The organism is Methylobacterium fujisawaense (assembly GCF_014138435.1).
GTDB classification, from domain to species: domain Bacteria; phylum Pseudomonadota; class Alphaproteobacteria; order Rhizobiales; family Beijerinckiaceae; genus Methylobacterium; species Methylobacterium fujisawaense.
The window spans coordinates 607,232-631,409 of record NZ_JACJIM010000004.1; the positions used below are offsets into that span (position 1 = coordinate 607,232).

General features: G+C 71.0%; 23 protein-coding genes. 5 read left to right on the forward strand and 18 right to left on the reverse strand.

The genetic code is table 11. The features are described 5' to 3' along the window. The first annotated feature begins 15 nt into the window (after positions 1-15). Positions 16-1,164, forward strand: coding sequence for an iron-sulfur cluster carrier protein ApbC (gene apbC, locus GGQ91_RS15405; RefSeq protein WP_043352298.1), 1,149 nt, complete (start codon positions 16-18; stop codon positions 1,162-1,164). 4 nt (positions 1,165-1,168) lie between these two features. Beyond that, entirely contained in the window at positions 1,169-1,813 is a 645-nt protein-coding gene (mobA, locus tag GGQ91_RS15410) for a molybdenum cofactor guanylyltransferase MobA (RefSeq protein WP_182592318.1), read from the forward strand. Here mobA and GGQ91_RS15415 read toward each other — a convergent pair. The 8 genes from GGQ91_RS15415 to GGQ91_RS15450 all read right to left on the reverse strand — a co-directional run bounded on the left by GGQ91_RS15415 (position 1,764) and on the right by GGQ91_RS15450 (position 7,963). Then, positions 1,764-2,087 carry a helix-turn-helix domain-containing protein gene (locus GGQ91_RS15415; protein WP_182592319.1) on the reverse strand — a complete coding sequence of 108 codons (324 nt, stop codon included), beginning with the start codon at positions 2,085-2,087 and terminating at the stop codon, positions 1,764-1,766. The genes mobA and GGQ91_RS15415 overlap by 50 nt on opposite strands. Then, the gene (locus GGQ91_RS15420) at positions 2,065-2,430 is read right to left on the reverse strand and encodes a type II toxin-antitoxin system RelE/ParE family toxin (RefSeq protein ID WP_170867502.1); all 366 of its coding nucleotides are present in this window, start codon (positions 2,428-2,430) and stop codon (positions 2,065-2,067) included. Before GGQ91_RS15420 ends, GGQ91_RS15415 begins: the two co-directional genes overlap by 23 nt. A 94-nt stretch (positions 2,431-2,524) precedes the next feature. Next, entirely contained in the window at positions 2,525-2,983 is a 459-nt protein-coding gene (locus GGQ91_RS15425; protein ID WP_043352288.1) for a peptidylprolyl isomerase, read from the reverse strand. Positions 2,984-3,060: 77 nt separating this feature from the next. After that, positions 3,061-3,558 carry a hypothetical protein gene (locus GGQ91_RS15430; RefSeq protein WP_075380218.1) on the reverse strand — a complete coding sequence of 166 codons (498 nt, stop codon included), beginning with the start codon at positions 3,556-3,558 and terminating at the stop codon, positions 3,061-3,063. Between the two features lie 7 nt (positions 3,559-3,565). Beyond that, positions 3,566-4,114, reverse strand: a complete 549-nt coding sequence (locus GGQ91_RS15435) for a peptidylprolyl isomerase (RefSeq protein WP_043352284.1) — start codon at positions 4,112-4,114, stop codon at positions 3,566-3,568. Between the two features lie 16 nt (positions 4,115-4,130). Continuing rightward, positions 4,131-4,634 carry a pantetheine-phosphate adenylyltransferase gene (gene coaD, locus GGQ91_RS15440; RefSeq protein ID WP_043352282.1) on the reverse strand — a complete coding sequence of 168 codons (504 nt, stop codon included), beginning with the start codon at positions 4,632-4,634 and terminating at the stop codon, positions 4,131-4,133. A 61-nt stretch (positions 4,635-4,695) separates the two neighbouring features. Next, positions 4,696-7,458, reverse strand: coding sequence for a DNA gyrase subunit A (gene gyrA, locus GGQ91_RS15445; RefSeq protein ID WP_043384503.1), 2,763 nt, complete (start codon positions 7,456-7,458; stop codon positions 4,696-4,698). A 187-nt stretch (positions 7,459-7,645) separates the two neighbouring features. Then, entirely contained in the window at positions 7,646-7,963 is a 318-nt protein-coding gene (locus GGQ91_RS15450; RefSeq protein WP_078947154.1) for a hypothetical protein, read from the reverse strand. Positions 7,964-8,182: 219 nt separating this feature from the next. Between GGQ91_RS15450 and GGQ91_RS15455 the strand changes: the two genes are divergently transcribed. Then, positions 8,183-9,040, forward strand: a complete 858-nt coding sequence (locus GGQ91_RS15455) for a S49 family peptidase (protein WP_182592320.1) — start codon at positions 8,183-8,185, stop codon at positions 9,038-9,040. Positions 9,041-9,085: 45 nt separating this feature from the next. Here the strand turns inward: GGQ91_RS15455 and GGQ91_RS15460 are convergent, their stop codons facing one another. Next, complete coding sequence (locus GGQ91_RS15460; RefSeq protein ID WP_343066798.1) at positions 9,086-10,012, reverse strand: NAD(P)-dependent oxidoreductase; 927 nt, start codon at positions 10,010-10,012, stop codon at positions 9,086-9,088. A gap of 50 nt (positions 10,013-10,062) precedes the next feature. Between GGQ91_RS15460 and GGQ91_RS15465 the strand changes: the two genes are divergently transcribed. Then, the gene (locus GGQ91_RS15465; protein WP_043352274.1) at positions 10,063-11,085 is read left to right on the forward strand and encodes a P1 family peptidase; all 1,023 of its coding nucleotides are present in this window, start codon (positions 10,063-10,065) and stop codon (positions 11,083-11,085) included. Between the two features lie 118 nt (positions 11,086-11,203). Next, the gene (locus GGQ91_RS15470) at positions 11,204-11,470 is read left to right on the forward strand and encodes a GCG_CRPN prefix-to-repeats domain-containing protein (RefSeq protein ID WP_051044832.1); all 267 of its coding nucleotides are present in this window, start codon (positions 11,204-11,206) and stop codon (positions 11,468-11,470) included. Positions 11,471-11,811: 341 nt separating this feature from the next. Here GGQ91_RS15470 and GGQ91_RS15475 read toward each other — a convergent pair whose 3' ends face one another. From GGQ91_RS15475 to GGQ91_RS15515, 9 genes are all read right to left on the reverse strand, one after another. Further along, positions 11,812-14,172, reverse strand: coding sequence for a bifunctional diguanylate cyclase/phosphodiesterase (locus tag GGQ91_RS15475; RefSeq protein ID WP_182592322.1), 2,361 nt, complete (start codon positions 14,170-14,172; stop codon positions 11,812-11,814). 856 nt (positions 14,173-15,028) lie between these two features. After that, on the reverse strand, positions 15,029-15,310 hold the full coding sequence (locus GGQ91_RS15480) for a hypothetical protein (protein ID WP_043384418.1): 282 nt from the start codon (positions 15,308-15,310) through the stop codon (positions 15,029-15,031). Next, positions 15,307-17,697, reverse strand: a complete 2,391-nt coding sequence (locus tag GGQ91_RS15485; RefSeq protein ID WP_043757393.1) for a PAS domain-containing hybrid sensor histidine kinase/response regulator — start codon at positions 17,695-17,697, stop codon at positions 15,307-15,309. The genes GGQ91_RS15480 and GGQ91_RS15485 overlap by 4 nt, the downstream gene beginning before the upstream one ends. A gap of 53 nt (positions 17,698-17,750) precedes the next feature. Further along, positions 17,751-18,647, reverse strand: coding sequence for an EamA family transporter RarD (rarD, locus tag GGQ91_RS15490; RefSeq protein ID WP_043352599.1), 897 nt, complete (start codon positions 18,645-18,647; stop codon positions 17,751-17,753). 116 nt (positions 18,648-18,763) lie between these two features. After that, positions 18,764-20,455 carry a methyl-accepting chemotaxis protein gene (locus tag GGQ91_RS15495; RefSeq protein WP_343066799.1) on the reverse strand — a complete coding sequence of 564 codons (1,692 nt, stop codon included), beginning with the start codon at positions 20,453-20,455 and terminating at the stop codon, positions 18,764-18,766. Positions 20,456-20,699: 244 nt separating this feature from the next. Then, positions 20,700-21,302: a pyridoxamine 5'-phosphate oxidase family protein gene (locus GGQ91_RS15500; RefSeq protein WP_043349369.1), complete on the reverse strand. Its 603-nt coding sequence runs from the start codon at positions 21,300-21,302 to the stop codon at positions 20,700-20,702. Then, positions 21,299-21,631 carry a lipid-A-disaccharide synthase N-terminal domain-containing protein gene (locus tag GGQ91_RS15505; protein WP_043349371.1) on the reverse strand — a complete coding sequence of 111 codons (333 nt, stop codon included), beginning with the start codon at positions 21,629-21,631 and terminating at the stop codon, positions 21,299-21,301. Before GGQ91_RS15505 ends, GGQ91_RS15500 begins: the two co-directional genes overlap by 4 nt. Continuing rightward, positions 21,625-22,392, reverse strand: coding sequence for a glycosyltransferase (locus GGQ91_RS15510; protein WP_043349373.1), 768 nt, complete (start codon positions 22,390-22,392; stop codon positions 21,625-21,627). Before GGQ91_RS15510 ends, GGQ91_RS15505 begins: the two co-directional genes overlap by 7 nt. Beyond that, complete coding sequence (locus GGQ91_RS15515) at positions 22,389-24,110, reverse strand: ArnT family glycosyltransferase (protein ID WP_182592323.1); 1,722 nt, start codon at positions 24,108-24,110, stop codon at positions 22,389-22,391. Before GGQ91_RS15515 ends, GGQ91_RS15510 begins: the two co-directional genes overlap by 4 nt. Between the last annotated feature and the right edge of the window lie 68 nt (positions 24,111-24,178).

Consider the following 24,178-nt stretch of genomic DNA (forward strand, 5'->3'; position numbering starts at 1 on the left):
CCGCTGGAGGACATCTTGGCGATTACCCGCGACGACGTGCTGAAGGCGCTCGCCAGCGTCACCGTCGATGCCGCCGGCACCACCCTGCCGGGCTCCGGCCGGCTCTCCCAGGTCGTGGTCGATCCGAACAACCGGGTGATGTTCTCGATCCTGGTCGATCCCAGCGAGGCCGAGCGGTTCGAGCCGGTGCGGCGGCAGGCGGAAGGGCGCGTCCTGCAGATGCCGGGCGTCTCGGGCGTGTTCGCGAGCCTCACCTCCGAGCGGAGCCAGAGCCATCCGGCGCAGAGCAGCGCCGCCCCGCGTCCCGTGACGCCGCCGCCGGTCGCACCGCCGCGGCCCGGCGCGCCGCCGAACCAGGGTCCGCAGATCGCGGGCGTGCGCCACATCGTGGCGGTGGCCTCCGGCAAGGGCGGCGTCGGCAAGTCCACCACCGCCTGCAACCTCGCCCTGGCGCTCCAGGCCCAGGGGCTGAAGGTCGGCCTCCTCGACGCCGACATCTACGGCCCGTCGGTGCCCAAGCTGTTCGGCCTCTCGGGCAAGCCCACCGTCGTGGACAACAAGGCCATGGAGCCGATGGTCGGCTACGGGCTCAAGGTCATGTCGATCGGCTTCCTGATCGAGCCCGAGACGGCCATGATCTGGCGCGGCCCGATGGTCCAGTCGGCCATCACCCAGATGCTGCGGGACGTGCTCTGGGGCGAGCTCGACGTGCTCCTCGTCGACATGCCGCCCGGTACCGGTGACGCGCAGCTCACCATGGCGCAGGCGACGCCGCTCTCAGGCGCCGTGATCGTCTCCACACCCCAGGACCTCGCTCTGATCGATGCCCGGCGCGGCGTCACCATGTTCAAGAAGGTCGCGGTGCCGATCCTCGGCGTGATCGAGAACATGGCGACCTTCGTCTGCCCGAATTGCGGCCACGCCTCGCACATCTTCGGACATGGCGGCGCGCGCATCGAGGCGCAGCGTCTCGGCGTGCCGTTCCTCGGCGAGGTGCCCCTCGACATGACCATCCGGGAGACCTCGGATTCCGGCCGGCCCGTGGTGGCCACCGACCCGGACGGGCCGCACGCGAAGGTCTATCGGGAGATCGCCGCCCAGCTCTGGGCGAACCTGTCCGGTGCGCCGGCCGGGCGGACGGCGCCGAAGATCGTCTTCGAGTGAGACCGTGCCCGCCCCTCCGGTCCTGGGCCTGATCCTGGCCGGCGGGCAGGCGCGGCGGATGGGCGGGGGCGACAAGCCGCTGCTGCGCCTCGACGGGCGGACCCTGCTGGAGCGGGTGGTCGAACGGCTCGGGCCGCAATGCGGGGCGGGGCTCGCCCTCAGCGCCAACGGCGACCCGGCCCGGTTTTCCGGGTTTCCCGGGCCGGTCCTGCCGGATCCGCTGCCGGATCAGCCGGGCCCGCTCGCCGGCATCCTCGCCGGGCTGGAACACGCCGCAGGACATGGGATGGCGCGGGTGGTGAGCGTGTCGGGCGACGCGCCCTTCCTGCCGGAGGATCTGGTGGCGCGGCTATGCGCGGCCGGCCCTGAATCGGGCATTGCCCTGGCTGCCTCGGGCGCGCGGCGGCACTTCACGATCGCCCTCTGGCCGACGATTCTGCGCGACGACCTGCGGGACTATCTGGGGCGCGGCGAGCGCCGCGTCGGCGCCTTCATCGACCGCCATGGCGCAGCGGTGGCGTCCTGGCCGGTCGAGCCGGTGGACCCGTTCCTCAACGTCAACACGCCAGAGGATCTGGCCGCGGCGGAAGCGCTCGGACTCAGGTCAGGATCTGAAGGCCATGTTTCTGGACGATCGTCAGGACCTTGAGCGCCATGCCGCTGGGCTTCTTGGCGGCCGTCTCCCACTTCTCGACCGTGCTCTCGCTCGTGTTGAGATAGCGGGCGAAGACCGGCTGACTCACGTTGAGGCTTTCGCGAAGCCGCTTGATCTGAGCTGGCTCGATCGCGGGCGGCGCGGTGAGGCATGCTTCGTCGAACCAGCGCATCGTCGCCATGTCGGTCACACCAGCCTCATGGAGGGCTGCGGCGGTCGCATGAATCGACTCGAAGGCGTCACCTTTAAATGTCCGCTTCCCCACCATCGCAGATCTCCGTGATGTGCCCGGTCGAGACGAGGCGGGCGATATCCACCTCCGAAGTCTTCTCAAGTGCCTTGGCTAGCTGACGGAAGGCTCTCAGCTCATCGTCATCGATGTTGGCACGATCGTTCTTGGCGAAGAGGTACTGAGACAGCCAATAGGAGCCGACCTTGGTCAGGATGATGCTCCGGTGTCGGTTCCGGTTCAGGCGCTTCTTGAAGAAACCGCCGCCCAGGTCGTCGTCTTGGCCCTTCGCGACGTCTCTGATTGCCGCGCACAATTCCCGGTCGGCAATGCCGGCCTTTCGTGCCGCCTTGGCAAACCAGGCCGGCTTGAAGGTGCGCATTCCGGTATCGGACTCGGACACCGCGCGAGGCTGGCATCCGGGTCTTGCGCGGGGCTCACCCGCGCGCCTTGCGGGGCGCGCGGGTGAGGGACGATCAGGCGGCGCCGACGGTCGCCTTCACGATCTTGTCCGGCGAGCGCGGCGGCTCGCCCTTGTTGATCGTGTCGACGACGTCCATGCCTTCCACGACCTTGCCCCACACCGTGTACTGCTTGTCGAGGAAGCGGGCGTCGTCGAAGCAGATGAAGAACTGCGAGTTCGCCGAGTGCGGGAAGTTGGTCCGCGCCATGGAGCAGGTGCCGCGCACGTGCGGCTCGGCGTTGAACTCGGCCTTCAGGTCCGGCAGGTCCGAACCGCCCGAGCCGGTGCCCGTCGGGTCGCCCGTCTGGGCCATGAACCCGTCGATCACCCGGTGGAACGGCACGCCGTCGTAGAAGCCCTGGGCGGCGAGCGTCTTGATCCGCTCGACATGGCCCGGGGCGAGGTCGGGACGCAGCGCGATGACGACGCGGCCCTTGGTGGTCTCCAGTACGATGGTCTCGTTGTCGGCCATAGTCTTTCCTTCCGGTTGGGGGAACTGTATCGGCGCGCGCCGGATCCGGCCAGCGCCCGTAACGGGTGCGCCGGCCCTCAGGCCGGCGGGCGGTAGACGAAGCGGAGCGCCACCGGCCGGCCCGCGATGGCCCGGCCCAGGCCCGCCGTGATGTGGACCGGGGTGCAGCGCGCCAGGGCGTCGAGGGTGCCGCGCACCAGAGCGGTCCGCTGATCGCCCGCGGTGCCCGCCGCGTATGTGACGCGCGGCGGGCCGATCAGGCTCCCGTCGCGCCGCAGCGCGAGCCGCACGGTGATCTCGATATCGCCGGCCCCGTCGCCCGGGCGGGCGAGGCCGCCCGGCGCCTGCCAGCAGGCGGCGAGCGCCGGATAGAGCTCGGCCAGGGTGTCGGCGGGCCGCGTCGCCATCCGCGACACCGGCACCGCGATCGTCGCGCGCAGGGTCTGGGGCAGGCTCAGCGGATAGCCGCCCCCCGGCTCGACGGCGTAGCCGTAGAAGGGGGCGCCGTCATAGGCCGCGGCGGCCGCCGGGATCAAGCTCAGCAGGAGGAGCGAGGCGGCGCGCCGACCCGGCATGCGGCCGCTACTTGGCCTTCTCGGCGAGGGTCATGCTGACGATCTTGTCGGGGTCCTGCACGGCGCCGCCGGGCGCGCCGGGGGCGGCCTTCTTGATCTTGTCGAGCACGTCGAGCCCGTCCGTGACGTTGCCGACGATCGTGTACTGGCCGTTCAGGAACGGCGCGTCGCCGAGGCAGATGAAGAACTGCGAGTTCGCCGAGTTCGGATCCTGCGAGCGGGCCATGCCCACGGTGCCGCGGCGGAACTGGGCCGATTGCGTGAATTCCGCCGGGATGTTCGGCAGGCTGGAGCCGCCGGTGCCGTTGCCCTTCGGATCGCCGGTCTGGGCCATGAAGCCGTCGATCACCCGGTGGAACTTGAGGCCGTTGTAGAAGCCCTGCGAGACCAGCGTCTTGATCTGCTTGACGTGCTTGGGCGCCAGGTCCGGCCGCAGCTCGATGGTGATCCGCCCGTCCTTGGTTTGGAGGTAGACGGTGTTGGCGTCGGCAGCCCAGGCCGCCGGGGCCGTGCCGAGCGTGAGGGCGAGCGCGAGGAGGGCGTGGCGTCGGTTCATCGAAGTCCTTCCAGTCTCAGGAATGGGCGGCGAAGCGCTGCCGGAGGCGCGCGGCCACGGCGGCGGGCACGAAGGGCGAGACGTCGCCCCCCATGCCGGCGATCTGGCGCACCAGCGTCGCGGTGATCGGGCGCACCTGGATCGAGGCCGGCAGGAACACGGTCTGCACCTCCGGCGCCATGGCGCCATTCATGCCGGCGAGCTGCATCTCGTAGTCGAGGTCGGTGCCGTCGCGCAGGCCGCGGATGAACAGCGCGGCACCGCAGCGCCGGGCGGCCGAGACGGCGAGATCGTTGAAGGTCACGATCTCCAGCGTCGCGCCCTCCTCCTGCGCCACCGGCCCGCAGGTCTCGGTCAGGAGCGCCGCCCGCTCCTCGGCGGAGAACAGCGGCGCCTTGCCGGGATGCACGCCGATGGCGATCACGAGGCGGTCCACCAGCCGGCAGGCTTGGCGGACCACGTCGAGATGGCCGTTCGTGACCGGGTCGAACGAGCCGGCATAGAGGGCGGTGCGGGTCATCGCGACCCGACCTAGAGCATTTTTGCGCGGGACGGAACCTCGGGGCGGGACGGCCGGAGCCTCATGCCTCCTCGGGACCGCCCTCGATGCTGCCCTCGATGCCGGGCTCCTGCCCGGCTTCGCCGTTGGTTTCGTCCTCGCCCTCGATATGCTCCACCGAGACGACCTTCTCGTCCTTGGCGGTGTTGAACACCGTCACGCCCTGCGAGGCGCGGCCGACGATGCGGATGTCGTCCACCGGCACGCGGATCAGCTGGCCGCCATCGGTGACCAGCATGATCTGGTCCGAGGCCTCCACGGGGAAGGACGCCACGAGGCTGCCGTTGCGGGCGTTGACCCGCATCGCCGTGATGCCCTTTCCGCCGCGTCCCGAGGTCCGGTACTCGAACGACGAGGAGCGCTTGCCGTAGCCCCGCTCCGACAGGGTGAGCACGTATTGCTCGGCCGCCCCCATCTCGTTGTAGCGGTCCAGCGAGATCGCCGCGGCCTCGGCGCCGTCCTCGGCCTCCGCCTCGCCGTTCTCCTCCGCCTCGCCGGTCACGGCGCGACGCATCTTCAGGTAGCCGGCGCGCTCCTCAGCGGTGGCGTCGAAGGCGTTCAGGATCGTCATCGAGATGACCCGGTCGTCCTTGGCGAGCTGGATGCCGCGCACGCCGGTCGAATCGCGGCCCTTGAAGACGCGCACATCCTCGACGGGGAAGCGGATGCACTGGCCGAGGGCCGTGGTCAGCAGCACGTTCTGGTCCGGACGGCAGATCTCAACATGGACGATGTGGTCGCCCGGATCGAGCTTCATGGCGATCTTGCCGTTGCGGTTCACCGTGGTGAAGTCCGACAGCTTGTTGCGCCGGACGTTTCCGCTCGCGGTCGCGAACATCACGTCCAGCGTCTCCCAGGACGCCTCGTCCTCGGGCAGCGGCATGATCGTGGTGATGCGCTCGGAGGTGTCCTGCAGCTGCAGGATGTTCACCAGCGCCTTGCCGCGGGCGTTCGGGGCGGCCATCGGCAGGCGCCAGACCTTCTCCTTGTAGGCCTGGCCCTGGCTGGAGAAGAACAGCACCGGCGTGTGGGTGTTGGCCACGAACAGGCGGGTGACGAAATCCTCGTCGCGGGTCGCCATGCCGGAGCGGCCCTTGCCGCCGCGGCGCTGGGCCCGGTAGGTCGAGAGCGGCACGCGCTTGACGTAACCGGCATGCGACACGGTCACCACCATGTCCTCGCGGGCGATCAGGTCCTCGTCCTCGACGCTGCCGTCGAAGTCGACGATCTCGGTCCGGCGCGGGGTAGCGAATTGCTCGCGGACCTCGATCAGCTCCTGCTTCACGATGGTCTGGATGCGCACCCGCGAGCGCAGGATGTCGAGATAGTCGGCGATCTCGTCGGCGAGCGTCTTCAACTCGTCGCCGACCTCGTCGCGGCCCAGAGCCGTGAGGCGCTGCAGGCGCAGGTCGAGGATGGCGCGGGCCTGGGTCTCGGACAGGCGGTAGGTGCCGTCCTCGGCGACCCGATGGCGCGGATCGTCCACCAGGGCGATCAGCGGCGCGATGTCGTGGGCCGGCCAGTCGCGGCCCATCAGGGCCTCGCGGGCCGTGTTCGGGTCCGGCGAGGTCCGGATCAGGCGGATCACCTCGTCGATGTTGGCCACCGCGATGGCGAGGCCGCACAAGACGTGCGCCCGCTCGCGGGCCTTGCCGAGGAGGAACTTGGTCCGGCGGGAGACGACCTCCTCGCGGAAATCCACGAAGGCCTCGAGCAGGTCCTTCAGGTTCATCAGCTCGGGGCGGCCGCCATTCAGCGCCACCATGTTGCAGCCGAAGGAGGATTGCAGCGGCGTGAACCGGTAGAGTTGGTTCAGCACCACGTCGGCCATGGCGTCGCGCTTGATCTCGACGACGATGCGCATGCCCGTCCGGTCGGATTCGTCGCGCAGGTCCGAGATGCCCTCGACGCGCTTTTCCTTCACCAGCTCGGCGATCTTCTCGACGAGGGTCGCCTTGTTCACCTGATACGGGATCTCGGTGAAGATCAGCGCCTCGCGCTCCTTGCGCAGCTCCTCGACATGCGACTTGGCGCGCATGATCACCGAGCCGCGCCCCGTCGCGTAGGCCTGGCGCGTGCCGGCGCGGCCGAGGATCATGCCGCCGGTGGGGAAGTCCGGGCCGGGCACGATCTCGGTGAGCTGCTCGATGGTCAGGCCCGGATCGTCGATCAGGGCCACGCAGGCGTCGATCAGCTCGCCGAGATTGTGCGGCGGGATGTTGGTGGCCATGCCGACCGCGATGCCGCCGGCGCCGTTGACGAGGAGATTCGGGAAGCGGGCCGGGAGGACGGTCGGCTCCTCGCGCGACTCGTCGTAGTTCGGTCCGAAATCGACGGTGTTCTTGTCGATGTCGGTAAGCAGCGCGGTGGCGGGCTTGGCCAGCCGCGATTCGGTGTAGCGCATGGCGGCCGGCGGATCGCCGTCCACCGAGCCGAAATTGCCCTGCCCGTCGATGAGCATGAGGCGCATGGAGAAGTCCTGCGCCATCCGCACGAGGGCGTCGTAGATCGATTGGTCGCCGTGCGGGTGGTAGAGACCGATCACGTCGCCGACGATGCGCGCCGACTTGACGTATTTCCGCTCGGGCAGGTGCCCGGATTCGAAGGCGGAGTAGAGGATGCGCCGGTGGACCGGCTTGAGACCGTCCCGGGCGTCGGGAAGCGCCCGGCTCACGATCACGCTCATCGCGTAATCGAGGTAGGAGCGGCGCATCTCGTCGGTGATGGAGACGGGGCGGATGTCGCTGGCGGGCGGGGCGGCGCCAGTCGGATCGTTCTCGGCCAAGTCGATTTCCGTTCTGAGGCCCGGACGGGCGGTGCTCGCGGCGGCCAGGCGGCGCGCGATGCGCCGCAACGGCCTTACGGAAGAGCAGTGATATCAGACGGTTAAATAAGGTTTTCCGAGGCCGCCCGCAAGGTCGCCCGCGAGGCCGCGTCCCGGCCGGATCGGGCCGGGACGCGGGGGGCTTCGCTCAGTAGAACGTCACGTGCCGGGGACCGAAACGGCGGCCGTGCCAGACGTGGTGGCGGTGCCAGTGACGGCGGAAATGGTGGTGCCGGTGCCAATGGTGACGGCGGTGCCAATGGTGGCGGCGATGATGCCAGTGGCGGCGCCAATGATGGTGCCGGTGCCAGTGGCGCCGGTAGTGCCAGCGGGCCTGCTGCACGGCGGGGGCGGGCGCTGCGGCCTCGGCGCTCGCCGGGACCGGCAGGGGCGCCGCGCGCGCAGGCGCACTCGCCAGCCCGCCGAGCAGGGCGGCGAGGAGGACCAGGATTGGCCAGGGTCGCATCGTTTCTCTCCCGTGTGAGCACCCGTCCGAGTCCAGCGGATCCGGGCCGGCACGAGGCTCGCGCCGTCGCCGGAAACGGCCAAGGTCGGCAAACGGTTCGATCCGTTCTGACTGCGCAGATGCGCCGCCCTTGCGTGCGGCGGCAAAGCGCCCAGTTTCCGGACAGGCGCATCCGGGCCGTCCCCCGCCCGGTCCTTCGACGAGCCGCGTAAGACTCCCATGGCGTTCGCGTTCCCCGACTCCGTCCGCGCCCTCCTGCCGCGCCGCTTCAGGGATCGCCGTCCGCGGGTCGCCGTGGTCCGGCTCTCCGGCACCATCGGGGCGGTGTCTCCGATCCGTCCGGGCCTCTCGATCGGCGGCGTGGCGGGCAGCCTCGAGCGGGCCTTCGGGATGCCGGGGGTCAAGGCGGTGGCGCTGCTGATCAACTCGCCGGGCGGTTCACCGGCGCAGTCGCACCTGATCCACCGCCGCATCCGGGCCCTCTCCGAGGAGAAGCGTCTGCCGGTCATCGCCTTCGTGGAGGATGTCGCGGCCTCCGGCGGCTACATGATCGCCTGCGCGGCCGACGAGATCGTCGCCGATCCGACCTCGATCGTCGGCTCCATCGGCGTCGTCTCGTCAGGGTTCGGCTTCCATGGCCTGCTGGAGAAGCTCGGCGTCGAGCGTCGCGTTCATACGCAGGGCGAGGCGAAGTCGATGCTCGACCCGTTCCGCCCGGAGGATCCCGCCGACGTGGAGCGCCTGAAGCGCATCCAGGCCGACGTGCAGGACCTGTTCACCGGCCTCGTCACCGCCCGGCGCCCGACCCTGGCCCGCACCGAGAACCTGTTCACCGGCGCGGTCTGGACCGGGCGGCAGGCGCTGCCCCTCGGTCTCGTCGATGCGCTCGGCGACCTGCGCACCGCGATGCGCGCCCGCTTCGGCGAGACGGTCGACCTGCGCCTCGTGGCCGAGGCCCGGGGCGGCCTCGTCTCCCGCCTGCTGCGCCGGGGCGGCGCGCCGGGCGGGATCGAACTCGCCGAGGGGGCGATGGCCGCCGTCGCGGAGCGCGCAGCCTTCGCCCGCTACGGGCTCTGAGACGGGGCCGGAGGGCTTCGCGCTTCGGTGCCCTTCGGAGATCCGCTACCGCCCGGCACGCCGTGCGGAGACGCGGGCGAGCGCCGCGAGATCCTTCTCGCCGTCGCCGTGGCTGATCGCCTCGATGAGGCCGTCGCGCAGCACGCTCGCGAAGGGCATCGGCACCCCCGCGCCCTCGGCTGCCTGGAGGGCGAGCCGCATGTCCTTTGCCCCGAGCTTGAGGAGGAAGCCCGGCGGCTCGTAGCGGTTCTGCGCGATCGAGGCGCCGTAGCCCTTGTAGACCGGCGCGGCGAACAGCGTGTTGGTCATCAGGTCGAGGAAGTCGGCGCCCGGGACGCCGTGGCCCTCCGTGAGGGCACAGGCCTCCGCCATGGCCTCGATCGCCGAGATCAGCATGAAGTTGCCGGCGAGCTTGACGGCGTTCGCCCGCGCCGGGTCGTCGCCGAAACGCCAGGTCCTGGCACCCATGGCGTCGAGGAGCGGGCCCGCGCGGTCGATCAGGGCCGCCGCCCCCGCCGTCACCATGTTGAGCTTGCCGGCCTCCGCCACGTCCGGCCGCCCGAAGACCGGCGCCGCGATGTAGGAGACGCCCGCCCGCTCGTGCACGGCAGCGAGCTGCCGGGCGAGCGCCACCGAGATCGTGCTCATGCCGATGTGCAGGCCCGGGCGCTCCGGCCGGTCGAGCAGGCCGCCGGCCACGATCACGGCTTCGAGTGCCGCGTCGTCGGCCAGCATGGTGATGACCGCGTCGCCGGCGAAGGCCTCGGCGGCGCTCGCCACCGGGGTGACGCCGTCGATGCCGCGCGCGGCCTCGGGCGAGCGGTTCCAGGCGCGGACCGTGTGACCCGCCCGCGCGAGGTTGGCGGCCATGGCGCGACCCATCCGCCCCAGTCCGATGAATCCAACGTCCATGCCGTGCTCCTCGACGCGCTCTGCCGCCTGCCAACCTGGGTAACCCCGCGCGGCGGTCAACGGCGCCCGGCCGGATTTGCGCCGATCGCCGGCCGTGGCAAGCTCGACCCATGCTGCAGAATCGCATCACCGACATCCCCGGCCTGCGGGTCGGTCACGCCACCGATCTGCGGCTTGCGAGCGGCGTCACGGCGATCCTGTTCGACGATCCGGTGGTCGCCTCCGTCGACGTGCGCGGCGGCGGGCCTGGCACCCGCGAGACCGACCTGCTCGATCCCGAACGCACCGTGGAACGGATCGACGCCCTCGTCCTGTCCGGGGGCTCGGCCTTCGGTCTCGACGCGGCGGCCGGGGTGACGGCGTGGCTCGCCGAGGCCGGGCGCGGCTTCCCGGTCGGCGGCATGCGGGTGCCGATCGTTCCCGGCGCGATCCTGTTCGATCTCCCAAACGGCGGCGACAAGGCCTGGGGGCGCTACCCGCCCTACCGCGAGCTGGGCTTCGCGGCCGCCGCGGCTGCGGCCGCGGACTTCGCCCTGGGCTCCGTCGGGGCCGGGACCGGCGCGCGCACGGGTCGGCTCAAGGGCGGGATCGGATCCGCCTCGGCGCGGGTACCGGGCACGGACTTCCGGGTCGGCGCCCTCGCCGCCGTGAACGCCTTCGGCAACGCGACCGTCGGCGACGGCCCGCATTTCTGGGCCGCGCCCTTCGAGGAGGGTGACGAGTTCGGCGGCCTGGGCGCGCCGGCCCACGTTCCCGCCGAAGCCCACGCCTTCCCGATGCGCGCGCTGCCCGGCGCCGCCACGACGCTCGCCGTGGTGGCGACCGACGCGGCGCTGACCAAGGCGCAGTGCCGGCGCCTCGCGGTGGCGGCGCAGGACGGCCTCGCCCGCGCCCTCGTGCCGGCCCATACGCCGCTCGACGGCGATCTGGTCTTCGCCGTGGCGACCGGCGCCGTGCCCCTCGCCGACCCGGTGGTGGACCTCGCTCGCCTCGGAGATGTCGCCGCGCGGGTCCTGGCCCGGACCGTGGCGCGCGGGGTGTTCGCCGCGACGAGCCTGCCGGGGCTCGCGCCGTCGCCGCCCCTGGCGGGTGCGGGGCTTCCGCCGGCCTGGCGCGACCTCTACGGCGCCTGATCCGCCACGCCCGCTCCGGAACGAAGCGGCAGGACCGGGGTTACAGGGCGCGGCCGAAGGCCGTGTCGTGGCTCGGATCGCGCCGGGCCGCGACCTGTGCCAAACGGGAGGATTCCTCATGAAAATGACCGGCCTGATCATCGCCGCGTCCGTCGCACTGTTCGCCGGCGGCGCCCAGGCGATGCCCGTGGCGCCGCTGTCCGGCGGCGACGCCTCGGTCACCCTCGTGCGCGGCGGGTGCGGGTTCGGCGCGCATCGCGGGCCGTATGGCGGCTGCCGCCTGAACCGCGGTCCGCGTGGTGCGATGCGCCGCGCCATGACCGGCGCGCCCCGCGGCTGCCCGCCCGGCCTCTACCGCGGCCCGCGGGGCTTCTGCCACCGCTGAGCGATGGCGTCGGTGCCGCCCGCCGGGGCGGCGCCGACGCACGACAGCGTCGGGTCCGACTGGAGTGCCCCCGGGGCGAGCTGAACGGAACCGCACGCTGCGAGACGCCGGGAGGCTCGGACCCGCGTGGCGGCTCGGACGCGGTCCCGAGCCCCGGGCTTACTGCGGGACCGGTGTCTTGCGCCCCGCGTGCCATGTCGGCGGCGGTGCCGGTCCCCGCGCTCAGGCCGGTCGTTTCGGTCTCGAGGCGGCGCGTCTGCGTGGAGGCCGGCTCGGGCATCTTCTGCGGATCGGTGGCCCGCCTTCGGAGGAGCCGAGCGGGACCGACGGTCCGACCGACTTTAGAGAGCGCCGCTCGCCCTTGCGGGCGGCGGCGATGACGCTGGTCGTTCCGGGCGCCCGATCAGGTAGCCCTGGACGGCATCGCAGCCCAGTCGTCTGAGAAGCGCCAGCTGATCCGCATCCTCGACCCCTTCGGCAAGGGTGAGGATGTTCATGTCGCGGCCCATCTGGGTGATCGCCTTGATCACCGCCATCGAGTGGTTGTCCGTCAGCGCGGCCGCTACGAAGCTGCGATCGATCTTGATCCGGTCCAGAGGCAGATCGCGCAGGTGTGCGAGGGACGAGTAGCCGGTCCCGAAATCATCCATCGCGATCTTCAGACCGAGCTGGCGCAGGGCGGAGAGGGTGTGGGCGATCTGACGCCCGTCCTCGACCAGCGCCGTCTCCGTCAACTCGATCTCCAACCGGTGCGGCGGCAACCCGCTCTCGGCCAGAGCTGCGGTGATGTGGGCGAGAAGCATCGGCGAGCGGAACTGGACGGCCGACACGTTCACGGCGACATGCTGATGCGGCTGCCAGCGGGTGGCTTGGCGGCACGCCTCGCCCAGCACCCAGGTCCCGATCGGCACAATCAGCCCCGTCTCCTCCGCCACCGGGATGAAGCTTGCCGGCGCGACGAGACCCCGCGTCGGATGCTGCCACCGGATCAGCGCCTCGAAGCCGACGACAGCGTCATCGGCGAGCGCCATGATGGGCTGGTAGGCGAGATGAAACTGCCCCTCCGTCAAGGCGATCCGGATGTCGTTCTCCAGGGTGTGGCGCTCGGCGACGGCCTCCATCATGCCCGACGCGTAATGCGCTGCGCGTCCTCGTCCGTGACGCTTCGCCTCGTACAGAGCGATGTCGGCGCGCTGCAGCAGCTCTTCCGGACTCGACCGATCCGCGTTGTCGCTCAAGCCGATGCTGCAACCGACCATGACCGTGAGGTCGTTGAAGGCGTACGGCTTCTCGACGTCCACGATGATGTCTTCGGCCAGGCGGCTCGCTGCATCGGCATCCGCCTGTGTGACCACGGCCATCTCGTCGCCGCCCAGGCGCGCCACGAACCCTGACGCGCCCGCTAGGGCGCGAAGGCGCGCGGCAACGGTGACGAGCAGGCGATCGCCGACGCCGTGACCGAACGTGTCGTTGACCGCCTTGAACCGATCGAGATCGATCAGCAGGAGCGTGAAGGCCTGTCCGGTCTCATGGACGAGCGCCATGTGTTCGATGAGCGAGCGGCGATTTGCCAGACCCGTGAGGGGATCACGGTAGGCGAGGTGCAGGATCTCTCGCTGCGCCTGCTTCTCCCGCGAAACATCGTCGAAGGTCAGCACCGCGCCATCGTCGATGGGCTGACAGGCGATGGACAGGATCCGGCCGTCGTCGAAGGTATGCTCGACGAGCGTCTCCTCGCTCCGGGCCATCCAGGTCCGATGATTCGCCAGCACCCGCGCGATGCGGGTTTCGTCCCAGGCATTGGCGCGGCCGGTCACATCCAGAAACGTCGATAAGCTCATGCCTCGGGCCATGCTTCCCGGCGGCAGGTTGAGCATCGTGCACAGTTTCTCGTTGTACAACTCGACGACTTCGGCGCCGGAAACCTTCAGGATCCCGTTCGACATGTTCTGCAATGTCGTCGCCAGGATTCGCGCGTGCGTGGCCTCCTGCCCCTCGAAGCGCTTGGCAACCAGCAGGGCGAGCAATGTGCCGAGCAGGAGGATGGCGGCGCCCGTCGCGGCGAGGGCAGCGAGTTGGACCTGCATGATCGGCAGGAGCTGATCGGACCGCGCTCCGACCAGGGTGGTGCCGGCGATGGAGATGAAGTGCGTGCCGCAGACCGCGGACACGATGAGAAACAGGGTGACGAGCGGTGGACGGGCATGTCGCGCCACGGTCCGAGCCAACGCCATACAGATGCCGCCGATGAGGCTGGCCAGGATGTCGAGGTCGGGCGATTGCGTTTGGCTGCAGCCCTTCAACGCGGCCATGCCGATGAGGTGCATGCCGCCGATCCCCAAGCCCGCCGCCGCGCCGGCTGCCGCGCGCGTCCATGTCCGCGCGCATTGCGTCGACAGGGCCAGCGGCCCGCCGACCGCGACAATGGCCACGGCCGCTGAGCCCAGGGTCGTCGCCGCCTCGTAATTCAGAAGGAGGTCGGTCCGGTACCCGAGCATCGCGACGAAGTGGGTGGTCCAAACGCCGGTCCCGGCAACCACGGCCGTTCCGAGTTGCCAGCGCCTCCTGACGCGCGCCGAAGCGCTCTCCGCTTGCCGGATGAAGTGGACGAGCAGCCACGCACTGAAAAAGCAGATGACCATCGCGGCCAGGGCGAAACCGGCCGCCTGACTGTCCAGAAGGGCTGCGACGAAGAGATCCATAGGATCATCATGCACCACAAAGATGTGCGCAAACTAAATCATCATCGTGAAGAATTCTCTGGGCGTGCCCCCATAGACGGCCGGGTGTAACAACCAAAAATTGAAGGTGTCGGGCAAGCTCGGATGTCCTGCCGAACGGCGTCAAAATCTGCCGGTTTCGACCGCCGGAGCTCCGAGCCTCCACGACGTCGAAGCTCCGGGCGTGAACGCGGACGATTCGTTGTTCCGGAATACTGAGGACTACAGCCAGCCGCCCATGCCGTCGGTATTAGGCTGGAAGATTGTTTTCGCGCTTCGCGAGGTCTCGACTTGTTCTCGAAGAAATGATCGGTCTCAATTTTCGTGAGAAGGCCAATCGCGCAGCCTGTGACATAGCGAATGCCGCGCCGGATCCGGCAGGTTTTGCCGGACCACGGAGTGTCGCGACGGCCCGGCTCTTCTGCCTGTCGCTATAAGGCATTTGTTGGCCGAAATTATAGTATTTATGCCTATTTATTGTATTGAATGGCGGGCATTCGTCGGATGGATGTGATCGCCGCGCATGCGGCTGGAACGGCGACGTTGATGCGCGGGCCGGATCCTTGCCGGGACGCCAATCGCGCCGTTGCGCGATGGCGTGTGATTGGCCCGGATCTACAAAAGATCTTCGCCGTCCCCACCGTGCTCAGGGCCTGACCGGCGCAGGCGTGATCCTGCTTCCGCCTGCGGGTCGTCCCGCACGGGCAGTGTCGCGGCATCCCGGTCGATGCTGCCCGCGCCGTCCTCGCGCGCGGCCAAGCGAACCACGACCGAATGCGGCCTCCCGGTGTCGCGCAACCGGAGGACTTCGCCGCGCCCGCGAGGGGGCGGCGGCGTCTCACACCTCGGCGCGGGCCTCCTCCAGCAACTGCGCCAGCCCGGCATCCACCTCCGCGGCCAGCATCCGGCGCTCGGCGTCGGTGAGATCCTTGGCCCAGGCCCCGCTGCCGAACCCCTCCGTGCAGCGCGCCCGCTCGGAGGCGAAATAGGCTTCGGTCTCGGCCGGCCGCGTCTTCATGGCGTGGACGAGGCCGAACCACGCCGCCCGCTCCACCACCGCCAGCCGTGCCCGCAGGCGGATGGCCACCGCCTTGTCCGCATCGATCCCGGAATCGCTCATGGTCTCTCTCCGCCCTCCTGCTCCGCGAGCTGCGCGAGCAGGCCCTGAAGCTGTCCCGGAACCGGCTCGTTCGCCGAACGCGCGTAGAGGACGCGCAGTTGCCGGCCGATCTCCGCGAGGCTCATGGAGCCCTTGGCGATCACCCGGTCGGCCTGCCGGTTCAGGCTCTCCTTCTCGGCGGTGGTGATCTCCTTGGCGGTCAGCACCACCACGGGCACGTCGCCATCGGGCCGCGAGCGGAGCGCCCGCAGGAAGCCGAACCCGTCCATCTCGGGCATCATCAGGTCGAGCAGGATCAGGCTCGGCCGGGCCTGGCTGAAGCGTTCCAGGGCGATCCGGCCGTTCTCCGCCTCGTCGACGGTCCAGCCCTCCCGGCCGAGGGAGCGGCGCAGGCGCTCCCGGGCATCCGCATCGTCATCCACCACGAGGACCCGTGCCTCGTTCGGCGCCTCGGGCCGGTAGCGCTCCATCAGGCCCTTGAGCCGGTCCCAGTCGATCGGCTTGACGAAATAGTCGGTGGCGCCGAGCGCCTGGCCGAGCCCCTGCTCGGCCACCACCGAGGTCATGATCACCGGGGTCCCGGCCAGTTCGGGATCGTTGCGCACGGCGTGAAGCACCGCCCAGCCGTCCATGCGGGGCATCTCGACGTCGAGCAGGATCGCCCGCGGCCGGAGCGCCCGGGCGAGCGTCAGGCCGGCGCGGCCGTCATTGGCGCTGCGGACGTGGAAGCCCTCGCGCTCCAGGAAGCGCTGGAGCAGCTCCCGGGCGGCCGGATCGTCGTCGACCAGCAGCACCGTCTCGTGCTCCTCGTGCGGCTCCACCGGCGTGAGAGCCTCGGCCTCGGCCGTCGGCGCATCTTCGGGGCTCAGGATCGCGGGCAGGCGGACCGTGAAGGTCGCCCCCGCCCCCGGAACGCTGGTGACGCCGATGTCGCCGCCCATCGCCTCGCAGAAGGCGCGGGTGATGGCGAGCCCGAGACCCGTGCCGCCGAACTGGCGGGTGGTCGAGTCGTCGGCCTGGACGAAGCGCTCGAACAGCCGCCCGATCTGGGTCTCGGTCATGCCGATCCCGGTATCGGCGACCGCGAAGGACAGCCAGTCCGCCCCCTCTTCCCGGTGCCGCCGCACCGTCAGGGTGATCGTCCCCTTCTCGGTGAACTTGGCGGCGTTGCCGAGCAGGTTCACGAGGCACTGGCGGATCTTGGTCTGATCCTGGTGCATGGACCCGAGATCGGCGCCCGCCCCTTCGCCGGCATCGAGGACGAAGCGGTTGCCCTTCTTCTCCATCAGCGAACCGGTGGAATCGCCGACATCGCGGAGCAGGTCCGCCACCGCGAAGGTCTCGGCCGAGGCGGTCATGCGGCCGGCCTCGATCTTCGAGATGTCGAGGACGTCGTTGATCAGCGACAGCAGGTGGCGCGCGGCCGCCTCGATCTTGCGCAGGTCGGGCAGGAGGGCGGCCTGGCCGATATCCTCCAGCTCCTCGCCGAGCATCTCGGAATAGCCGATCACCGCCGAGAGCGGCGTGCGCAGCTCGTGGCTCATGTTGGCGATGAACTGGCTTTTCGCCCGGTTGGCCGCCTCGGCGGCCTGGCGGGCGCGCTCCACCGCCTCCTCGGCCTCCTTCCGGTCGGTGACGTCGACGCAGGTGCCGACCCATTCCCGGAGGGAACCGTCCTCGGCGAGGACCGGCACGCCGCGCACCTCCATGGTGCGCCAGGCCCCGTCGTGGCGGCGCAGCCGGTACTCGACCTCGTAGAGCGCCCGCGCCTCCACGGAGGCGGCCCAGGCATCGGCCGCGTGACCCCGGTCCTCGGGATGGACGGCATCCAGCCAGCCCCAGCCCTGGTAGGCCTCCTCGGTCTGGCCGGTATAGATGCTCCAGCGGACCTGCGGCGGCATCAGCTCGCCCGCCGCGTTGGTGTTCCAGATCACCGCCGCCGAGGCGTCGACCAGCGCCCGGAACCGCTGCTCGGAATGGCGCAGGCGCTCCTCGATGGCGCGGCGGCCGGTGATGTCGGTGTTGGTCCCGTACCAGCGCAGGATCCGCCCGGATTCGTCCCGGTGCGGCAGCGCCTTCGACAGGAACCAGCGATAGGTCCCGTCCCGCCCGCGCAGGGGGAACGTGTCCTCCCAGGACCGGCCCAGGGTGATCGCGGCCCGGTAGCGCTCGGTCACCGCCTCGACGTGATCCGGGTGATGGACCGTGCGCCAGCCCCATCCCCGCATGTCCTCGAGGGACGTGCCGGTGAAATCGTACCAGCGCTGGTTGTACCAGATGATCGTGCCGTCAGCCTCGGCGATCCAGGCGAGCTGCGGCAGCGTCTCGGCGAGGTTGCGGTAATCGGCATCCGTGACGGATCCTGGGCCGCTCTCAGTCTCGCTCATCGACCCGACGCTGTCCCGTCATCCGCCCCAGCGGCGGCCTATACCAGTATTCCTTATACACGCATCGCGTCCGGATCCGACCGCGGCGACGCCGCGGCCGGCAGGCGGCGAAACCGCAGGGCGTCCACCGTGTAGAGCGCGAGCGCCACCCAGATCAGCGCCAGCATGAGCGCCCGGTGCGGCTCGACGTGCTCGCCGTAGACGAGGACGCTGAGGAGAAGCAGGCAGGTGGGCGCCACGTATTGCAGCAGGCCGAGGGTGGTGAGCCGCAGGCGCACCGCCGCGGCGGCGAACCAGATCAGCGGCAGCGCGGTGGTCAGGCCCGTGAGCATCAGGAGCGCGCGGTCGCCCGGCGCGGACGGCAGGAACGGCTCGGGCGAGAGGACGAGCCAGACGATGGCGGCCGGCAGGAGCAGGAGGGTCTCGGCCAGGAATCCGACCAGCGCGTCGACGGCGACGATCTTCCGGGCGAGCCCGTAGAGCGCGAAGCTCACCGCCAGCGACAGCGACATGAGGGGCAGCTCCCCGGCCCAGACCACCGCGACGGCGACGCCCGTCGCGGCGATGCCGATGGCCAGCGCCTGCGCCGGCCGCAGCCGTTCGCCCAGCACCACCCGCCCGAACGCCACGCTGACCAGGGGATTGATGTAGTAGCCGAGGCTCGCGTCGAGCAGGTGCCCGCTGCTGACCGCGTAGAGGTAGAGCAGCCAGTTCACGCCGATCATGGCCGCCGAGAGCAGCAGGAGCGCGTGCCGCTTGCGCAGCGGGAACGGCAGGTTCAGGCGGTGGCGCGCCGCGAGGACCAGCGCCAACGCGCCGGCGAACAGGCTCGACCAGACGATGCGCTCCGCCAGGATATGATACGGGGTGTAGGCCCCGAGCATCCGGAAATGCACCGGAACCAGGAGGCCCCAGCTCAGATAGGCGGCGAGCGCGTAGACGAGGCCCACGGCGTCCTCCCGGTCGACCCGGATGGGCGGCCGGGTCGGCGGGCTTTAGCGTGCCGGGCCAGTCCCTGTCAGGGGGTGCCGCGCAGGGCAGCCATCCGGAGGTCGCGGTCGGGGCTTCACGCCGCGCGGATCGTGGCGAGGAAGCGCCGAACCTCACCGCCGAGGTCCTCGGATTGGCGGGCCAGCGCGGCGGCGCAGGCCTGCACCCGATCGGCGGCCGTCCCGGTCTCTCCGGCAGCCGCGGCAACGGCCGCCATGGTGGTGGTCACCGCGCGGGCCCCGGTGGAGGCCTGCACGACGTTGCGGGCGATCGCCCGGGTGGCCGTCTCCTGCTGCGCCACCGAGGCCGCGACGCTGGCGGCGACCCCGTCGATCTCGCGGATCCGTGCGGTGATCGCGGCGATCACCGCGACCGCCTGATCGGTCACGCCCTGGATGCGGCTGATCTGTCCCGAGACGTCGCCCGTCGCCTGGGCCGCCTGCGCGGCGAGGTCCTTCACCTCGCTCGCCACGATCGCGAAGCCCCGCCCCGCCGCTCCGGCGCGGGCCGCCTCGATGGTGGCGTTGAGCGCCAGCAGGTTGGTCTGACGCGCGATGGCCCCGATCAGCTCCACCACCGCGCCGACCTTGGCGGCGGCGGCGCTGAGATCCTGCACGAGGGTCGCGGTCCGATCCGCTTCGACGACGGCGCTCCGAGCGAGGATGGCCGAGCCGCCGATCTGCCGGCCGATCTCCGCCACGGTGGTTTCGAGTTCCTCGGCGGCGGCCGCCACCGTGCCGACGTCGCGCGCGGCCGTCTCGGCGGCACCCGCGACCGCCGTGGATTCGCCGACGGTCCGCGTCGCCGTGACGGTCATGGTCCGGGCGGTGGTCTGGAGGGCGGCGATCGACTCCGACACCAAGCCGATGATGCGTCCCACCGTCAGCTCGAAGCCCTCGGCGAGCCGCAGGAGGGTCCGGCTGCGGTCGGCGGCGGCGTCCTCGGCCTGCCGCCGCGCGGTCTCTGCCTGCGCGACGGCCTTCCGCGCGACGAGGGCCTTGATGCCCGCGACGGCGCTGCCGATGGCACCGATCTCGTCGCCGCGCCGCGCTTCCGGGACCTCCGCGTCGAGCCGCCCGGCCGACATGGCTTTCAGAGCGGCCGTCAACCGGCCGAGGGGGCGGGCGACGCCGACATGCACCACCAGAACACCGATCAGGATGCTGGCGGCGATGCCGCCCGCCGACAGGCTGATCGCCCAGGACAAGGTCGTGCGGGTGTCCGCGCTGAGGGCCGCGGAACCCGTGCGGATCGACGTGCTCAGATCGTCCACGAAGGCGTCGAGGGCGGCAAACAGCGTCTTCTGGAGCGGATCCACCTGCGTGTGCGCCAGCGTCAGGGCCTGGGCGCTCATGCCCTTCTTGGCCATGGCGCACATCTCGCCGGTGAGTGCGATGTAGGTGCCCAGGAGCGTCGCGATCCGGTCGGTCCGAGCGTCAAATGTCGGGGCGTTCCGGCGCACGCCGTCGAGGAGGCGTGCGGCTTCGGCCGGAAGGGGCTCGAACGCGGCGCCGATGCGGTCCGACGCGTCCGGATCGGCCTCGCCGAGGGTGCGGAAGGCCACGTAGCTCATCTGATAGACCACGCGTCCGAGGCGTGCCGCCATCGTGGCCGCCGTGGCGTCGTTGCCGAGATAGGCGCTGTAGGCCGCATCGGCCACGGTCATCCGTTTGGAGATGTACCATAGAAAGCCGACCGCATTCACCGCGATGAAGGCGAACGCGAAGGCGATCTTGACGGCAATGGGGAACTTGAAGTGGCGACGCACTGGGAAAAACTCCGCGCTGCCGCTGCTTATGTGTTAGCGGATGGCGAAGTCGATTGCGAACGCGGGGCTTGGGACGGATCGGACATCGAATGGGATTGTCGCGCAATCTTTCATCCGGGACGTGTGGATTGATTTCGCGTTCAACCGTCGGCGCGTCGAATCGCGGCACGTTCCGCGTGTTCGGACGAGTGCGCCCCGGCGGGCCGTCGCGCGCGCGACATCTTCCCCGCGCGGCGGCACTCTTTCAGGGGGCCAGCCAGCCGCCCTGCCATGCCGACCCGCACCGGTGCCAGGCGGCCCGCCGGTGACCGCGGCGGTCGAGGTAGAGGAAATCCAGGCGCTCCACCCGGACCAGCACGGCGGCGAAATGCGGCCGTCCCAGCGCCCCGGCCGCGGCCTCGTCCGGCAGGGCGTAGGCGTCCCCCGCCGGCAGGGCCGTGCCCGGGCCGGGTTCGCTCCCGTAACAGACCCGGCTCATCGCCCGGGACCCGGCCCAGGCCGCCTCGGCCACCGCGTCGTCGACGTGCAGCGCGGCGCGCCCCTCGATGCGGATCTGGATCTTCGTCGCCTCGTCGTAGGCCGTGAGCGCGCAGGCCGGGTTCGCCAGGATCTCGGCGGCCTTGTCGGAGCGGCGGTCGCAGTGGAACCGGAGGGTTCCGGCATCCCGGTCGGCGGCGCGCAGCACCACCGTGCGCAGCCGCGGGCCGCCCGCCGCGCCGAGCGTCGCCACCACCGGCAGGTGGAACCCGCTGCGGCCGTGCGCGGCGCCGTCCGCCAGATGGCCCCACAGCGCCGCGAACGTCGCGTCCAGGTCGTCGTAATAGGCGGGCAGCGGCGCGCGGCTCATGGGCTGCCGCGCCTCCGCCGCCGCTCGCGGAAGATCAGCGCGAGGTTGCGCAGGTAGATCCCGGTGGAGAGCCCCTGGCCGATGATGATCACCGGCTCGCGGCGCACGAACCCGTAGACCAGGGTCATCAGCCCGCCGAGGATCGACAGGAACCAGAACGACAGCGGCATCACGCTCCGCCCGGCCCGCTCGCTGGCGATCCATTGCAGGATGAAGCGCGAGCCGAACACCACCTGTGCGACGATGCCGAAGACCAGCCAGAAGTCGAGCCGGGTGACGAACACGTCGTAGAAATAGGCCGGCAGATCGTGGGCGAGCTGGATCAGCATCCGACGTCCTGGTCTGCGGGTTGGCCGGCCGGGTCGACGATCTCCTCGGGCCGCGGATCGGCGCGCTTGCGCCGGATCAGCCACCAGACCCCGGCGAGATCGAGGAGCCCGACCCAGAGGCGGTCGAACAGGCCGTAATTGGACACCCCCGTCATCCGCGGCCGGTCGACCACGTCGCGGTGGACCACCGAAAAGCCCTCCCGGGCCACCAGGGCCGGCATGAACCGGTGGAGGGCGTCGAAATACGGCAGCCTGAGATACACGGCGCGCCGGAACACCTTCAGGCCGCAGCCGGTATCGCGGGTGGCGTCGTTGAGGATCCGCCCGCGGACGCCGTTGGCGATCCGGGACTGGAGCATCTTGAACGGGCCATCCTTGCGGCCGCGCCGCTGACCCTGGGCGAGGCCGGTGTCGGGCCCCGCCGCCTCCAGGGCTTCCAGCAGGGCGGGGATGAAGGCCGGATCGTTCTGGCCGTCGCCATCGAGGGTCGCGACGATCGCGCCGCGGGCCGCGAGAACGCCGCTGCGCACCGCCGCCGACTGGCCGCCGCTCCGGGCGTGGCGCAGCGCCCGCAGCCAGGGGCGCCCGGCCCGGGCCGCCGCGAGGGCCGCCGGGGTGCCGTCGGTGGAGCCGTCATCCACGTAGATCAGCTCGAAGGCCAGCCCCGCGCAGGCGGCCTCGATCTCGGCCACCAGGGGCGCGATGTTGCCGGCCTCGTTCTTGACCGGCACGACGACGCTGAGATGGGGATTCGCGTTCACGGGGCCACCGCGTAGGCCGTCACGAAGACCCGGCGGCCGGTATTGAGGTTGAAACCCTCGACCTCCGCCAGGGGGGCGGGTGCGCCGCGCCCCACCGGCCAGGCCGCGTTGAAGTCGTCGCGGTCCCGGGATTCCACGAAGAGCAGGCGGCAGCCGCCGCCTTCCAGGAAGGATCGCGCCGCGGCGCCGTCGGGCGGCAGGGCGAGGCCGGTGCCGATCAGGAACACGAGGCTCGGCTCGCGGTAGCCCAGGCTCGCCACCTGCGGGTTCGGGCAAGGCACCCGGTCGCGCAGGGCCGCGAGCCGCGGCGAGACCTTCAAAGCGGGCAGCGAACGCTGCGCCACGCCGAGCACCGCCGGACCGAGCAGGGCCGAGGCCAGGACCCCGAGCGCGAGGGCGCGCTCGGCGGATCCCTGCGCGAAGGCGAGCCAGGCCAGGATCGCGACCGCGCAGGCGGCGGCGAGCAGGGGCAGAGCCGGCCACGGGATCGTGTGGGCGTCGAGGCGCCAGCCCGCGAGGCAGAGGCCGAGGCTGAGCGCGACCGGGATCGCCGGCACCAGCAGGGCCGTCAGGCGCGCGCCCCGCAGGCGCGGATCCAGCGCTCCGCGGGACAACGCCAGCACGGTGAGGATCGCGAGCCAGGGCATCAGCGGCAGCACGTAGTGGGGCAGCTTGGTGGGCACCGCCTCGAAGATCAGCCATGCCGGCAGCACCGCGGCGATGAGGAAGGCCACGGCGGGCTCCCGCCGCGCCCGCCACGCGAAGGGCAGGCTCATGGCCGCGAAGGCCGCCCCGGGCCAGAAGGTGGCGAAGAACACGAGCGCGTAGGCTCCGGGTGGCCCCCAGTGCCGCTCCGCCGCCCCGCCGACCTTGCCGAGCATGTCGTGCCCGACGGCCTCGGCGTAGAAGGCGCCGCCGCTCTTCCAGGTGATCGCCGCGAACCAGGGTGCCACCAGCAGGAGCGTGAGGGCGAGGCCCGGCCAGGGCCGGAGGGGCAGCAGCCAGCGGGCGGATCGCGCCCGAAGCGACAGGCCGAGCGCCGGCAGCGCGACGAAGAGCGGCACCATCGGCCCCTTCACCAGGATCCCGACCGCCATCCCGAGCCAGAATGCCGCAAAGGTTGGTCCGGAGGTCGGCCTGCCGTCCCGCGGCGCCAGCCACGCGCGGGCGAGCGCGGCAAGGCTCGCGGTGGCGCAGGCGGCGAGCAGGGCGTCGGTCTTGGCGAGGTGCGCCTCGGCCGAGAGCATCAGGCAGGCGCCGTAGAGGGCGGCCGCCAGCAGTGCGGGCCGGCGGGGCAGGAAGGCCAGCGCCGCCCAGTAGGCGAGCAGCACCGAGGCGATGGCGCCGATCAGCGAGGGGATGCGGTACAGGGCGATCTGGGTGCGGGCCCCGGGCACGCCCAGCGCCTCGCCGGCCGCCACGGCGGCGGCCTGGGCCCAGTAGATCCCCACTGGCTTCTTGTGCCGCGCTTCGCCCTGGAAGCGGATATCCACGAGGTCGCCGCTCTCCAGCATCTGCTTCGAGGCCTGGGCGAAGCGCGGCTCGTCCCGATCCATCGGCTGCAGGGAGATCTGGCCCGGCAGGAACAGGATCAGGCACAGCGCCAGCAGGGCGGCGACGGCCCGGCCATGGGTGAGGCTCAGCGCGTCGAGTCCGCGGCCGATCCGGTCGACTGGGGCGAGGCGCGGAGCGCCGTCGGCGGAGAGGCTCGTGGTCATGCCGGGCCGGTCAATCAGGATCGGGCGGGAAGGTCAAATGCAGCCGCGTCGTCGCCGGTCGCCCCCCG